This window comes from Paenibacillus sp. JNUCC 35, from assembly GCF_058269095.1.
In genome coordinates, this window is sequence record NZ_CM177771.1 from 5,717,356 (window position 1) to 5,729,935 (window position 12,580).

The following is a 12,580-nucleotide window of genomic DNA, read 5'->3' on the forward strand; positions in this document are numbered from 1 at the left end:
ATGCTTGCCGGGTAGAGCGGGGGCTTGGCCGTAAGAATCCGTGTGGAGCAACCGTGCTTCCTCCGCTCCTGCATCCAAGTCTTCACCAGGTGCTTCACTCGGCGACAAAACGCCACGGATAGTCCACCGCCTTGGTGATGCCGATCCGCGGCGTGACGAGAATCGGGCCCGCAGGAGGGGCTCCGGGCTCCAGCGCCAGTCCTTGCGGCGGTTCCGCAAGCAAATCGCAGCCGTTCAGGTCCCGGGTGATCCCGCGGTTCCCGCGGATCAGCTCCAGCCCCTCGAAGGGCCTGGCCGCACGCAGCAGCACCGCGCCCACTCCGCCGGGCTCGTGGGCCACGACGTTGATGCACAGGTGCATCCCGTAGATGAGGTACACGTACAGCCGGCCGACCTCGCCGAACATAAGCCGGTTGCGCGGGGTGACGGCCCGGCAGGCATGGCTGGCCGGATCATCGGAGCCTTTGTAGGCTTCCGTTTCCGTAATCGCCACACGAATAAGCCCCGCCTCTGTCTGCCGGACGAGCTCGCATCCGAGCAGTTCTTTCGCTACCGTAACGGTATCGCGTTCCAGAAATGACGCGTCCAATTTTCCGCCCCCCTCTTAATTACCGTATTTCTCCCGCCATGCCTCACTCCAATCCGGATAAGAGACGGAATGGACTTCTTCCAGCGTTTTACCGTCCAGCGACCAGCCTCCGCCGTCCGCACCGTATTGATCCTGAGGAAGCGATGTCCCGCCGAACGGCTGCCCTTCCGTCTCGTACACATAAACGTCAACCTTTCCTTTGGAAAGCGGATGGCCTTTGACGACAAACTTCTGGACACGGATCGTTTTACCCAAATACTGTTCAGGATCTACGGTTTGAAGGCCCCAGTACATCATCCCGGGCAATTGACTGAGTATATTCCTCGTCAGTTCATAGCTTTGGACTTCGCCCTCGTAAGACAAAATGCGATAGCCTTTGTCCTCCAGATAGCTTTTGGCCAAACTGTGTTCCCTCGGGACTTGGACTTCCCTGCCGTCTTGGCATGCCGTCAGCACAAGGAGAATCAGGAGCGCGACCCATCCGGATTTCATCGAGTTTCCTCCTTTTAACGCTTTATGAACTTGACCGGCATTCTTTTAACGCTGCAAAAGTCAGGCCCGCTGCACGACTGCGGCTCGCGACCCGGCAGACGCCCGGTTTACGGCAGCCTCCCCTTTGCATATATAACAGGAAGAAGAGTTTTCCTCTGAGAAAGGAGGCAGGCGCGGTGCGGCTAAAACGGAAGAAACGAAACCGCAAAACGAAACATTCGGGCTCCCTGCGCGTTCTTCAGGCAAAAACGGCCGTTTTTGTCACGTTTTCCGACGGAATCCGGCGCATTTACAGAAACCGCGACCGGGACCCCTCCTACGGCCGGGTACGAATACCGGATCCCCGCACCGTGTCCTACATGAACCTGTTCGTAAACGCGGTCCTCCAGCCGTCCAGCGTCTACCGGGTAAGCCGAGGGAAACTGAGACTCCGCTCGCCTGAATTGCCGGAAAAAGGCGTGCCGATCATGCTGCAATTCGTCACGATTTTGGGAAAGCACTCCCGCGGATGCCGGGGGCGAAAGACCGCGACACCCTGCCGTTCACCGCATAAGGTAAGGTAAACAAGCAAAGAGGTGATCACGCATGCCCCCATCTTTAATCAAACTGTTCGTTGCAGCGAGCAGCGTCATTACGGGAACTGTCACCACGACGACCACAACGGCCGTGAACGACAGCGTCAGACGGTTCGATGCGGTCGTAACCGCTCCGATGATCGACGCGGGCGCAGGCACGACGACGATTCCGGACACAAGCTTCCGGGACGACTCCGGCACTGCCGTGGCCGCAGGCGCGCTCCCCGTCCCACCGGCGGGCGGTTACTATAACCTGTATGCGAACGGAATGCTGCAGGAAGGAGAGCTCTCTACACTATCCGCGACAAATCTTGTCATCACTACGGCCGCGCTGCTTCCCGGTACGCCCGTTATCGTGGAAATTCACGATTATACCGGCACGACGTCCGCTTCCGCTTCAACGCCGAACCTGACCGTAACGACGACGGTGAATACGTAAACGGTTCCCCCTCTCCAGCGGGAAACATCCGGCCAAGCAGTGCGGTCGCCCCCCGGATAGGGGGAATTTTTTTTAACGGGGCGCCCTCTGCAATCTTTGAAGCTCCGACCAGCCGATGAGACGGATTCCTTCGGCGGCAAGCAGTCCCTTTATTTCGGGATCGCGGAAAAGGCGGAATTCCCACTCGCGCTTTTGCCAATGAGGGTTGATCGCCTTCAATTCCTCGGCGGGCAGAGCCGGATGAAGAATGAACTCCGAGACCCCGGGCTTCAGTGCCCTCAGAAGCTGCATAACGCTTCCCCGGAAGCTCTCGTAGGTCTCCCCTTTTTCCGTATGAAAAGGTAGGCCCAGCAAATAATCCAGAATCACCACGCCTTTGGCATCGGCCTGAGCCGCGCGCAGCCCGGCCATCTTGGCCGCTTCGGCCGGCACCTCCAGTCCCATATCCACGTACCGGGGAATCCGGAAAGGCAGCCCGTAGGCCGCGCAAATGTCAAACACGATGCCGAGAAAATCCCGGCCGGTGCCGAGGCCGTACAAGCTTCCCATGTGATTGTCCAGATGAGTCGGCATAACGCCCATCCGCAGCGCCAGCTCGATCTGGCTCACGATTTCCGTCCGCACCTCTTCGGGGTCGGCTCTCCGCTCGAATGACGCGGAATCCGCCGGGAAGTAACCTTCCTGCGTAACGAGCGACGCCACGCTTCCATGCCGGGTAACCGGCCCCCATTTGTAAGGCGCCCATTCGCTCGTAAACGTCAGATGGACGCCCACATCCGTCTGGGGATGGGCCGCCGCCCAATCCGCGGCTTCTTTCGCCCAGCCGCACGGCATCATGACGGTCGCCGACGAGACCGCCCCTTCGGTCAGAAGCTGCGCGATTCCTTCGTTCGCGGCATGACACATGCCGTAATCGTCCGTGTTGACGATAAGCAGTTTTTCATCCGGGCGGTAGCCCAGCGCTTCCGCAAGACTCATCTTTTCCCCTTCTTTCCGAAAGTAAAGATTGACGAATCCACTTTTAGTACTATACAGTAGTAGTATGAAAACGACCAAACGAACTTCCAACCGGGACAAAGCCCTGAATACCGCCGAACACCTTTTTCTGACAAAAGGGTTTCTCCTTACCAGTATGGACGAAATCGTAGCCGAGAGCAAAGTATCCAAAACGAATATTTACTATCATTTTAAAAGCAAGGAGGAGCTTCTCGGGGCCGTTACGGAAAGACTCATCGGGCGTTACGAGGAGCTTATCCGCGAAGCCGGTTCCCGGAGCGGACTGACTATCCCGCAGAGAATTGCGGCGATCGGCGATTTGCTGATGCGGGGAGAGGACGATTTCCTCGGAGGCTGCCCGTTTCTGACGCTGTACGTCCAAACCTCCCGTGAGGCCGGATTCGTCAGGGAGCGGATCGGACGTTTTTTCCGGGAACAGACCCTGTACCTTGAAGCGCTTCTTGCGGAAGGCATCCGCAGCGGAGAGCTAAGAGCAAGTCTGGAGCCGGGTCCTGCGGCCGCACTGATCGTTTCCGGTATAGAGGGCGCGCTTTTCCTCCAGCATGCCAGCCCTGATTCTACTTATATGCAACAAGTGCTTCCCGCTTTAGCCCAGCTGCTAAAGTAATTTTTTTGAGGATTTTTAGTACTGATTAGTAGTATATTTTCAGAAAGCAGAGGTGTTCATGAATGGTACACATCTTTATTACCGGCGGAACCGGCTTTATCGGCCGTCACGTTCTCCGGGCTCTATCCCTTCCGGGGTCGTGGGCCCCCCACCAACTGACCGTCCTTGTCCGGTCTCTCACCCGGTTCCATTCTTTCCTGCAAAAAGAGGGACTGGAGCATTCCCCTTCTATCCGTCCCGTGAAAGGCGACCTGTCTCTGCCCTCCCTCGGTCTGGACGATGAGGGCCTGGAACTGGCCGGGCAGGCGGATATTCTCCTGCACATGGGCGGGCCCATGGACATCGGGCTCGGGCCGGAGGAGGCCGAGCGCGTGTTTTTCCGCTCCAGCGAAGAGATGGTGTTCCTGGCGAAACAGATCCATAAGAACCGAGGACTGAAGCATTTTATCCATCTGGTGGGCTTCAAGAGCCCTTACCACGAAAAAAACGCCGATCTCCCCGAGCACATCGGGCATCCCGGCGAGCCTCCTTACGAGAACCGCAAGCTGGCCGCAGACCTGTATATCCGCAGAGAGCTGTACCGCGAAGGAATTCCGCTCTCCGTCGTAAATCCCGGCGTCGTGATCGGGGATTCCGCCACCGGCGTCACCGAGCAGACGGGAGGCCTCGGCATTCTCGTCGACTCGGTCCGGCGCGGTCTGATGCCCCTCTCTCCCGGCGGTTCCGGGCACTGGCTGCCCATGGTGCACGCCGACCATTCCGCCGCATTCATCGCAGCGTTAGTCCGGGAAGAAAAGCCCGGGAACGGCACCTATTTTCTGCTGGACGAAAAAAGCGGCAGCCCCGATATGCGAGACTTGGCAGGAAGCATCGCCAAAGAAGTGCGTGTCCGGGGACCCTTCGGCGCGATGCCTCTTCCCCTGCTGACCAAGGCTCTGAGGACAAAATGGGGCCGTAAAACCGGCATTCCGGCGGAGTCCATGAATTTTATCGCGGACGGCGATTTCCCTCTTGCCTCCAAGCAAGCCGTGGAGCGGAAGTACAAGCTGGATACGGGGCTGAACAGGGATATCCTGCCCGGCACCATAGCCGATCTGGATTACCGGCTCGCTCACGGGGAAGCGGGACTCCCGGATGCGGGTTTTAAACCGGGCCGTCTGGGCAAGCTCGCCGTATGGTCCCGCCAGGAAGGCTCCGGCATCTCGGTGGTGCTCCTGCACGGGACCTTCAGCGGGGCGTTCCCGCTGCTCCCGGCCGCTTCACGGCTGACCGGCCACCCCGTATACGCCGCCGATTTGCCGGGCTTCGGGCGCTCGCCCTATCACCACGGCTGCGATGTAATCGCCGGTTATGTAGAGGCGGTCACGGGTGCATTGATGGAGCTTGGACAGCCCGTTGTGCTGGCCGGTCACTCCTTCGGAGGGCTTATCGCCGCCAAGGTGATGGAGCAGCTGCCCGGCTATGTCCGCGGAGCGGTGCTTCTGCAGCCGGCCCTTCATGCGGCTCATGCCGGCGTCCCCGCCTGGATCGCAGGGGCCTATATGAAGCAGATGACGGAGCGGAAGCTGGTCCGGAAGCTGCTGGAATCCGGAAGCTTTGCGGACGAAGAGGAAATCCCGCAGGAGTACGTGCGCTATGTGCTCCGTGATTTGGCTTCGCCCCGGGTCCGCAAAACGAACGCGGACGTATTCGCCGCCCTCGGTAACGCCGGAGCGTTCGGCCTGAGTCCCGGGAAGTGGGACACGGGCAAAGTCCGCCTCGTCTGGGGAGAGCTCGACCGGCAGTACCGCCTGCCGCAGGCTTTCCGGCATCTGCCCGTAACGGAAATCCTCGCCGGGCACCAGTTCCCGATTTCCCATCCGGACCGGACGGCCGAGTTGATTCTGGAGCATGCGGGAAATTGCGGATCTGAGCGGACGGTAATGGAACAGTAACCGCTTTTTAGACAATCTCCTGCTTGTCTGCTTTCCTCAAACGGCTTGCTGCTCCATGAAAGCACAGCGCCCTAAACACAAGGATCGTAACTTATCCATTCGTTATGATCCTTGTGTTGTTCCCTTCTATTTTGTGAGCTGCGGATTTGTCCGTATTCGAAATTGTGTCGCAGCTTCAACCTTCCCGAAATAGGGTGCGGCGGCGGCCGTGTAGATCCTATTCGTTCCCCCGCTCAATTCCCGCAGGGTAAGCGTACGCCGGAGCACAAGGCCCGGCGGCCTTCCTTGAATCCCTCCGTTATCGTTCCATATCGTTTGAAAGGTATTTAGCGGCAGCTGATAGTTGTCCAGAACGACTGAAATTTGAGGATAAGTCCCGATTATGCCGGGAATAGGCTTCCTTAAGCCGGAAAAGTGCACAAGAAGTTCAAAAACGGAAGGATTTCCCTGTCCCGAAAGAGGGCGCAGCAAAATCAGGGCATCCGTATAAACAATGCCAAGTGATCTCTCAGAAGAGCGGTTAATTTGAAAATCAGCGACAATACGCGGGATGGCAGCCTGGAATTCGGCCACCTGCTGCATTTTTTGAAGAGCGGGGGCCGCTTGCGAACGCAAACTCCTGTATTGACTCTGCAAAATTCTTACGGGTACGGCTTCCCGAATGGCACGAACAATGTGCTCCGGTGTCAGGATGATCCCGAGCGGAATTTGAGGATTACCGCCCGGGATCAGAATGAGATCCCCGAGACCGGCATTTTTCAGAATTTTATCCAGGGCTTCACCAAGGCTTTCGTCCCCTTTTAAGATTCCGCCTAAGTCGCCAATCGCATCGCCTAACCCTCCTATTGCATCCCCTAAGCCCCCTATGTTTCCTAAACCCCCGCCCAAATCGCCTATACCCCCGAATCCTGCCGGCCCTCCTCCCGAAAAAGCCGGACCGCTGAGCGGGCCAGGAAGTTTAATCGGCACTTTAATACTTAGGTTCAGGGTCAGATTCGAACGCTGGAGCTGCCGCAGAATCTCTTGATACAGATAATCCGTGAAAGCGGGGAAATTCCCTTGACCCGTCATCGTATTCAGTACCTTTTCAGGATCTAAGGTTACTTTACTGAGTCCGTTCATGATCGGATCTAATACCGCATCGGGAAGCAAACTATTGATGGCAGCGTCTACTCCGTCCGTTACAAGGGATTGGATGCGTGGAGGTAAATTGCTTATTGCTCGACCGACGAGTTCGCGGATAACACGTCTGAGGGGCTCTGTTAGTACGGTCCGAATATAATTTCGGAGGGCTTCCCAGGCTTCGTTGAGAATACGGCCAAATTTATCGATCAGGTCCCGGAGCTCCTGCAGGAGAACTTCAAGGAAAGCTTGAAGCACGACTGCGATAATTTTTGAAGTAAATGTCGTTGCTCTAGTCAAAAGGATGGTCAGCAATGTATTTGCGACATCCGACAGATTGTCGGCTCTCGGCGTCCAGTCCGTCTTCCGCAGATTCTGAACAAACGAAGCAGTAGATCCGGCATCTATCGGGGTAAAAATAACAAGCATCTGATCGAATGCCCGCTGCGGTATAAAATCCGCTAATTGAACAGCCGCCTCTCTGAATCCTGCCTGTAAAGGTCGGATGAGATAACGGTTAGCAGGCCCGGTCAGTTCAAGCAGCTTCACGACAGCAGGGTTGGACAATTGATTGGCCGCGCCATTGAGCAGTCCGCCGAGCTGCCCCTGGATATGCATGGTAATCCCGTTAAATATACGGACAAGACTTCTTCCTACAACGGCCAGCAGCGCGGAGGAAAGCGCCTCTCGGACGAATGTCCGGTCATAGCCGCCTTGATTCATGACATAAGGAAGCGCGACACTGGCCGCAATCTCCAGAGCGGGAATCAGACCGTTCTGTAAAATAACGCCCATTTCCCCGCTGCCCGAAGCGACTTGCTGAATAGCTTGTTTAAAAGCCGGTGTGGTCAGCTGCTGCCCTGCATAGGCTTGGAGTCCGGATGTTAGTCCCGCTAAGAGGCCCGACGGGTTCGTATTGCTGCCGGTGTAAGCAAAGATTGCTCCTGCGCTTGTTTGCGGATTGCCCGGAAAAGCGGTTTGGAAGATGTTTAGGATGAGACGCGTGTCTTCCGATCGGGAAAGCAGTGTTTGAAGCGGCTTGCCGGTTAAGTAGGCTATCAAATCTGTTTGGGAAAGCGGTGTGCCCGGGTTTCGGCCTAATTGAGTATTTACGTCATTAGCTATGTTTGACGGCACTTGAACTTCCAAGGGTCCGCTGAATGGATAGGGAGACACCTTACTCTCCATATGTTTGTTTAACGACGTTAATAGATTATTGGCGATCCATTGTACGGTGCTGTTCGAACCTGTCTCCAGAAATCGCTTCAGCAGCCACCGCTGCCCTTCCAGGATAATGATCGCGACACTCCGTTCACCGGCCTGTTCTCTTGGCAGCTCACCGATTTCATAAGCAAGCCGTGCTCCAATAATTACAGGCGCCTCTAGAGAACGAATCAGGGCTAATTGTTCCGGGGACGTACTCTGACCGGCCAAAGCAATCATTTTGATGATAGCGGTTTCTGCGTAACGATTAATAAGCCTGCGGGGATTATCAAAATTCACCTCTACTAAAGCACGGTACCCGCCGCCCACCTTAAAGCCGTAACCCGCTTCAAAAATATACTGGAACACGGGTTTGCCGAATCCGTCATTACCCAGAAAAGTTCCTGAGGCTATGAGATTGGCATAGGCCATGATTGCAGCAGCCGCTTGGGCATGCATCTCTCCTTGTATCGTAATTTCCTCCAGAAGAAGCTGGAACAGCTCCATCGGAGCTCCCTTCATATCGGGCAATCCTCCGACGGCGTCCGTAAGATCTCTGATAGACATCCTTGGCCGCAGTCCAATTCCCGCAGCAAGACGGGCAATGGCTTGAAGCCGTACCGCTAATCCGGCCTCTTCGAATAGATCCAGCGGTGCTTGCGCTTGCGCGCGGAAGGTTACTTCACCACCAGCTTGAGCAAACACGGGCACGTTCTTCATTTTGGCGACGAACGTTTCCGCAGCGCTCACGTTTAAGTTCACCCCCCTCCGACGGGTAGCGGAGTATTCGACTTTCTGGCTGCCTTTTACTTGGTCCCACCGAATAACGGAACCGGACTGATCGCTAAAGATTTGCCGGTTGGGCTGAGTCTCTGGCAATAGATGACCACTCCTTTCTACTTTCGTTCATTCCAGTATATGGTAATCGTAATCATTCATGTTTCTAAGTGAGTGCCGGGTTTGGCTGCAGGTTAAACGGACAAGAAGACGATTTGCCCGTCCAAAAATACAACCTTTACCCTCGAAGTGTTCCAGAACAACCTACTATGTAAATCATCCGTCCAGTAAATAATCAATCCGCTGACGATAAAACCCCTGCAGCCGCACGTCAGTGGGCTGCAGGGGTTAAAAAGAAGGATGACGACGTCATCCTTCCGCAGGGATCTGGCCGGACCCGGTCAAATGGTCCAGCACCGTCTTCGGCGTCCGGCCGTGGATCAGCCTGCCGCCTTCGCTGTAGCTTTCCTCCCGGCCTTCCAGTTCGGCGGCAAGCCGGGCCCGCCAGTGCTCCAGACGCCCGGCATACTCGGCGGCCCCCGCCAGGTCGGTGATCTCGCCGGGATCGGCGCAAAGATCAAACAGCTGCTCCCGGCCGCTTTGGGAGAACCAGATGTACTTCTCCCGCCCGTCGGTCATGTAATGCGTCGACAACGCGCCGTATTCATGCTCGCCGTGAATGGCATCCCGCCAGGGGACCTTGAGGCCCCGGCTCAGCGGAAGCAGACTGCAGCCGTCCACGCCCGGGGGAATCGGAGCTTCCGCCGCATGAAGCAAGGTCGGCATCAGATCGCGCAGCTCGACGACCTCGTCCACCCGGCTGCCCGGACGGATCCCGGTGAAGCCACCGGGATCTGAGACGATGAGCGGCACCTTCGCGCTTCCTTCGTACGGAAGTGCCTTCCGGAACAGGTGATGGTCTCCGAGCAGTTCCCCGTGGTCCGACGTAAATACGATCAGCGTATTGTTCAGCACGCCGTATTCGTCCATCGCGCCGAAAAACCGGCCGAGCTGATGATCGATATGCGTGATCAGCGCGTAGTAGGCGGCGCGTGCCCGTTTCAACCGGTTAGCGGGCACACGGCCCCGGGCCGTCACGGGATTCAGACCGCTCAGGTCTTCATCATCCCGTTCCGCCCATTCCCCTACGACGGGACCCGGCAAATCCATGCCGTCGTACAGATCCAGATACGCCTGCGGAGGGTCGAACGGCGGGTGAGGCCGCACGAACGACATCCACAGGAAGAAGGGCTTGCGCGGATCGCGCCTGCGTAGAAAATCGATCGACTGCGTCACGACCCAGTTGGTCGGATGCAGCGCCTCGGGCAGATGCCAGGGCCTCGCCACCGTCGAGGCGTTGCAGTCCAGCCCGAGATCGGTCAGGTCCGCATCGGCTCCCGCCCTTCGGCGCAGCCACGGCAAATAATCGTCGCAGTGGTCGAACGACTCCGTCACCAAATTCCGGTCCTTGTACCGGTTGTGGTGGAGGTAGCCGTCGTGCAGCACAATGTTGTGAAACCCGCACAAATTCCGGGCGGGATACACGTGCATCTTGCCGACGCACTGCGTGTGGTAACCGGCCTTGGCCAGCTCGCCCGCTGCGGTGTGCTCGTAGTCCCACGGCACGCAGTCCTCGTAGCCGACCCTTCCGTGGGAGGCCTGGCTTTTGCCCGTCATGATGGCGGCCCGGGCGGGAACGCAGCTCGGCGTCGCCGTGTAGGCGTTGCGGAACAACGCGCCGCCGCGCGCGAGCTGGTCCAGATTCGGCGTTTCGATCACGGGATGCCCGAGAATGCTTAGGCAGTCTGCCCGCATCTGGTCGACGGTGATGAACAAAATATTCGGCTGCTGCATAAGGAACACGCTCCTTCACCTGTTTGTGTGCAGGAGGCCGCCAAACCCCGTCTAAACGAGCAGCCTCCGTGCAAGCTATCTCGCGCCGCATGCACCGGGTAACGGCACGCACACGCCTAAAAACCAGAGCGCGGACTGTTCATCCGCGCCCCTCCTTTACTCTCCCGTGAAATTCAAGATGCTCTGATCCACGGCGGCCTCCGTTCCCAAATCCGGCTTGTCTTCCAGCCGGACGGAAAGCCGCTTCGTGCCATGAAGCTCGAACAGGACGATTTCGTTCGTCCCTTTGCGCAGCAATGGCCCCGGCACATACAGCGATTTCTGCGGGCCGCGCTCCCAGTAGCGTCCCAAGTTGAAGCCGTTGACGTACGCGACGCCCTTGGTCCATCCCTCCAGCCGGAGGAACGTGTCTGCCGCCTCCTCCGCTTCGAAGAAGCCCCGGTAGAACGCGGGCCTCTCACCTGCCGCGTTCCCGTCTTCCGGCCCTGCGGCCGTCCCGAACTCAAGCCCGTCCAGCGAATCCAGCGGAAGCGGATAAATGTCCCAGCCGTACTGGAACTGGTTATCGAGCCGCACGCCTTCCGTGATTCCCTTATGGTCGCGAAGCAGCGGGCCGTAGTTGACGCGCCCCATATTCTCGACAAGAATGTCGAGACGCACTCCTCCGGTCGGCACATCAAGCTTGAGCGGCCGGACGTCCCACCGCTCGACGGCGCCGACATAGCTGCCGTCCAAGAACACCTGGGCGCGGTCCCGCACGTCCTGGATATGCAGTTCCTGTCCCCGGCGCGGGCCGGTCACGTGCGTCGAGTACAGAATAAAGCCATAATTCTGGCCCAGCTTCTCCATCGGTTCCGGCGTTACCCGACGGACCGGCTGCGACAGTTTACCCAGCTGCGCAAACAATTCCGCGCTCCCGGTCATCTTAACCTCTCCGTAACTTCTCACCGGAAGCGGCTCAGGCAGCGCGCAGCCCGATTCGCCTTCGTGCTTGGAGATGACTTTACGGAACGCTTCGTACTTCGCAGTCAAATCTCCCCGCTCCGTCAAGGGCGCGTCATAGTCGTAGCTCGTCACCGTAGGCTCGTACGTCTTAATATGATTGGCTCCGCTGTAGAAGCCGAAGTTCGTCCCCCCGTGGAACATATAAAAGTTGACGGAAGCGCCGGCGCCGAGCATGTCGTCCAGCACCCGGGCGGCGTCTTCTCCGTCGCGCGTATGGTGTTCTTCCATCCAATGATCGAACCAGCCGTTCCAGAACTCCATGCACATGAGCGGTTCATCCGGCCGGTACTCCCTGAACTTGGCGAACGATTCTTCCGGTCTGGAGCCGAAATTCACCGTGGCGAGCACGTCCGGCAGCGTTCCGCCCTGCAGCATCTCGTCGGTCGGCCCGTCCGAGGTGAACAGAAGCACGTCGATGCCCCGGGCGATCATACCGTCTCGCATATAACGCAAATACGCCTTGTCATTGCCGTAGCTGCCGTATTCGTTCTCCACCTGCATGGCAATGATCGGGCCTCCGTTCGTGCACAGAAGCGGAACGAACTTCGGCAGCAGAACGTCATAGTAGGCGTCGACCTTCGCCAGAAACTTCGGATCGGAGCAGCGCAGCTGCATCTCCGAGTCCTTGAGAAGCCAGGCCGGCAGGCCCCCGAACTCCCATTCGGCGCAAATATACGGACTCGGCCGCACGATCACATGGAGGCCCAGTTCCCCGGCAAGCTCCACGAAAGCGATAACGTCCGCAATTCCGCCGAAATCGAATTTCCCTTCCTCCGGCTCGTGAACGTTCCACGCCACGTAAGTTTCGACCGTATTGCAGCCGCAGGCTTTCATCTTCAGCAGCCGGTCGCGCCAATATTCCGGCACGACCCGGAAATAGTGAAGAGCCCCGGAAATAATCCGGAGCGGTTTATCGTTTAAGAGAAATTGGCTGCCCTGCACTTTAAAGCTTGTCATAGGCTTTAT

10 protein-coding genes are annotated in these 12,580 nt (G+C 57.6%); 4 read left to right on the forward strand and 6 right to left on the reverse strand.

The genetic code is table 11. The annotated features are described in order from the left end of the window. Positions 1-94: 94 nt before the first annotated feature. Both AC2TF6_RS25890 and AC2TF6_RS25895 read right to left on the reverse strand, forming a co-directional pair. A complete protein-coding gene (locus AC2TF6_RS25890; protein WP_491309106.1) occupies positions 95-589 on the reverse strand; it encodes a DNA-3-methyladenine glycosylase in 495 nt (164 codons plus the stop codon). 15 nt (positions 590-604) lie between these two features. Next, positions 605-1,081, reverse strand: coding sequence for a hypothetical protein (locus AC2TF6_RS25895; protein WP_491309107.1), 477 nt, complete (start codon positions 1,079-1,081; stop codon positions 605-607). A gap of 176 nt (positions 1,082-1,257) precedes the next feature. Between AC2TF6_RS25895 and AC2TF6_RS25900 the strand changes: the two genes are divergently transcribed. Together AC2TF6_RS25900 and AC2TF6_RS25905 are read left to right on the forward strand one after the other, a co-directional pair. Continuing rightward, on the forward strand, positions 1,258-1,644 hold the full coding sequence (locus tag AC2TF6_RS25900; RefSeq protein ID WP_491309108.1) for a DUF4183 domain-containing protein: 387 nt from the start codon (positions 1,258-1,260) through the stop codon (positions 1,642-1,644). A gap of 22 nt (positions 1,645-1,666) precedes the next feature. Continuing rightward, positions 1,667-2,095, forward strand: coding sequence for a DUF4183 domain-containing protein (locus AC2TF6_RS25905; RefSeq protein WP_491309109.1), 429 nt, complete (start codon positions 1,667-1,669; stop codon positions 2,093-2,095). A 72-nt stretch (positions 2,096-2,167) separates the two neighbouring features. Here AC2TF6_RS25905 and AC2TF6_RS25910 read toward each other — a convergent pair whose 3' ends face one another. Continuing rightward, a complete protein-coding gene (locus AC2TF6_RS25910; RefSeq protein ID WP_491309110.1) occupies positions 2,168-3,073 on the reverse strand; it encodes a polysaccharide deacetylase family protein in 906 nt (301 codons plus the stop codon). Positions 3,074-3,137: 64 nt separating this feature from the next. Here AC2TF6_RS25910 and AC2TF6_RS25915 point away from each other — a divergent pair, with 64 nt between their 5' ends. Further along, positions 3,138-3,719: a TetR/AcrR family transcriptional regulator gene (locus AC2TF6_RS25915; RefSeq protein WP_491309111.1), complete on the forward strand. Its 582-nt coding sequence runs from the start codon at positions 3,138-3,140 to the stop codon at positions 3,717-3,719. Between the two features lie 62 nt (positions 3,720-3,781). Continuing rightward, the gene (locus tag AC2TF6_RS25920; RefSeq protein ID WP_491309112.1) at positions 3,782-5,653 is read left to right on the forward strand and encodes an alpha/beta fold hydrolase; all 1,872 of its coding nucleotides are present in this window, start codon (positions 3,782-3,784) and stop codon (positions 5,651-5,653) included. Positions 5,654-5,779: 126 nt separating this feature from the next. On the opposite strand, the gene AC2TF6_RS25925 is transcribed toward AC2TF6_RS25920, so the two are convergent. The 3 genes from AC2TF6_RS25925 to AC2TF6_RS25935 form a co-directional block, all read right to left on the reverse strand. Next, positions 5,780-8,728, reverse strand: a complete 2,949-nt coding sequence (locus AC2TF6_RS25925) for a hypothetical protein (RefSeq protein ID WP_491309113.1) — start codon at positions 8,726-8,728, stop codon at positions 5,780-5,782. Between the two features lie 396 nt (positions 8,729-9,124). Continuing rightward, positions 9,125-10,609 carry an arylsulfatase gene (locus AC2TF6_RS25930; RefSeq protein WP_491309114.1) on the reverse strand — a complete coding sequence of 495 codons (1,485 nt, stop codon included), beginning with the start codon at positions 10,607-10,609 and terminating at the stop codon, positions 9,125-9,127. Positions 10,610-10,765: 156 nt separating this feature from the next. Continuing rightward, positions 10,766-12,571 (reverse strand): glycoside hydrolase family 35 protein, encoded by a 1,806-nt coding sequence (locus tag AC2TF6_RS25935; protein ID WP_491309115.1) that lies wholly within the window; start codon positions 12,569-12,571, stop codon positions 10,766-10,768. Positions 12,572-12,580 lie beyond the last annotated feature (9 nt).

Bases quoted from the DNA above. Each gene is read 5' to 3' on its own strand.
- AC2TF6_RS25895 (WP_491309107.1), bottom strand. From the start codon at position 1,081: ATGAAATCCGGATGGGTCGCGCTCCTGATTCTCCTTGTGCTGACGGCA.
- AC2TF6_RS25905 (WP_491309109.1), top strand. From the start codon at position 1,667: ATGCCCCCATCTTTAATCAAACTGTTCGTTGCAGCGAGCAGCGTCATT.
- AC2TF6_RS25910 (WP_491309110.1), bottom strand. From the start codon at position 3,073: ATGAGTCTTGCGGAAGCGCTGGGCTACCGCCCGGATGAAAAACTGCTT.
- AC2TF6_RS25915 (WP_491309111.1), top strand. From the start codon at position 3,138: ATGAAAACGACCAAACGAACTTCCAACCGGGACAAAGCCCTGAATACC.
- AC2TF6_RS25920 (WP_491309112.1), top strand. From the start codon at position 3,782: ATGGTACACATCTTTATTACCGGCGGAACCGGCTTTATCGGCCGTCAC.
- AC2TF6_RS25930 (WP_491309114.1), bottom strand. From the start codon at position 10,609: ATGCAGCAGCCGAATATTTTGTTCATCACCGTCGACCAGATGCGGGCA.
- AC2TF6_RS25935 (WP_491309115.1), bottom strand. From the start codon at position 12,571: ATGACAAGCTTTAAAGTGCAGGGCAGCCAATTTCTCTTAAACGATAAA.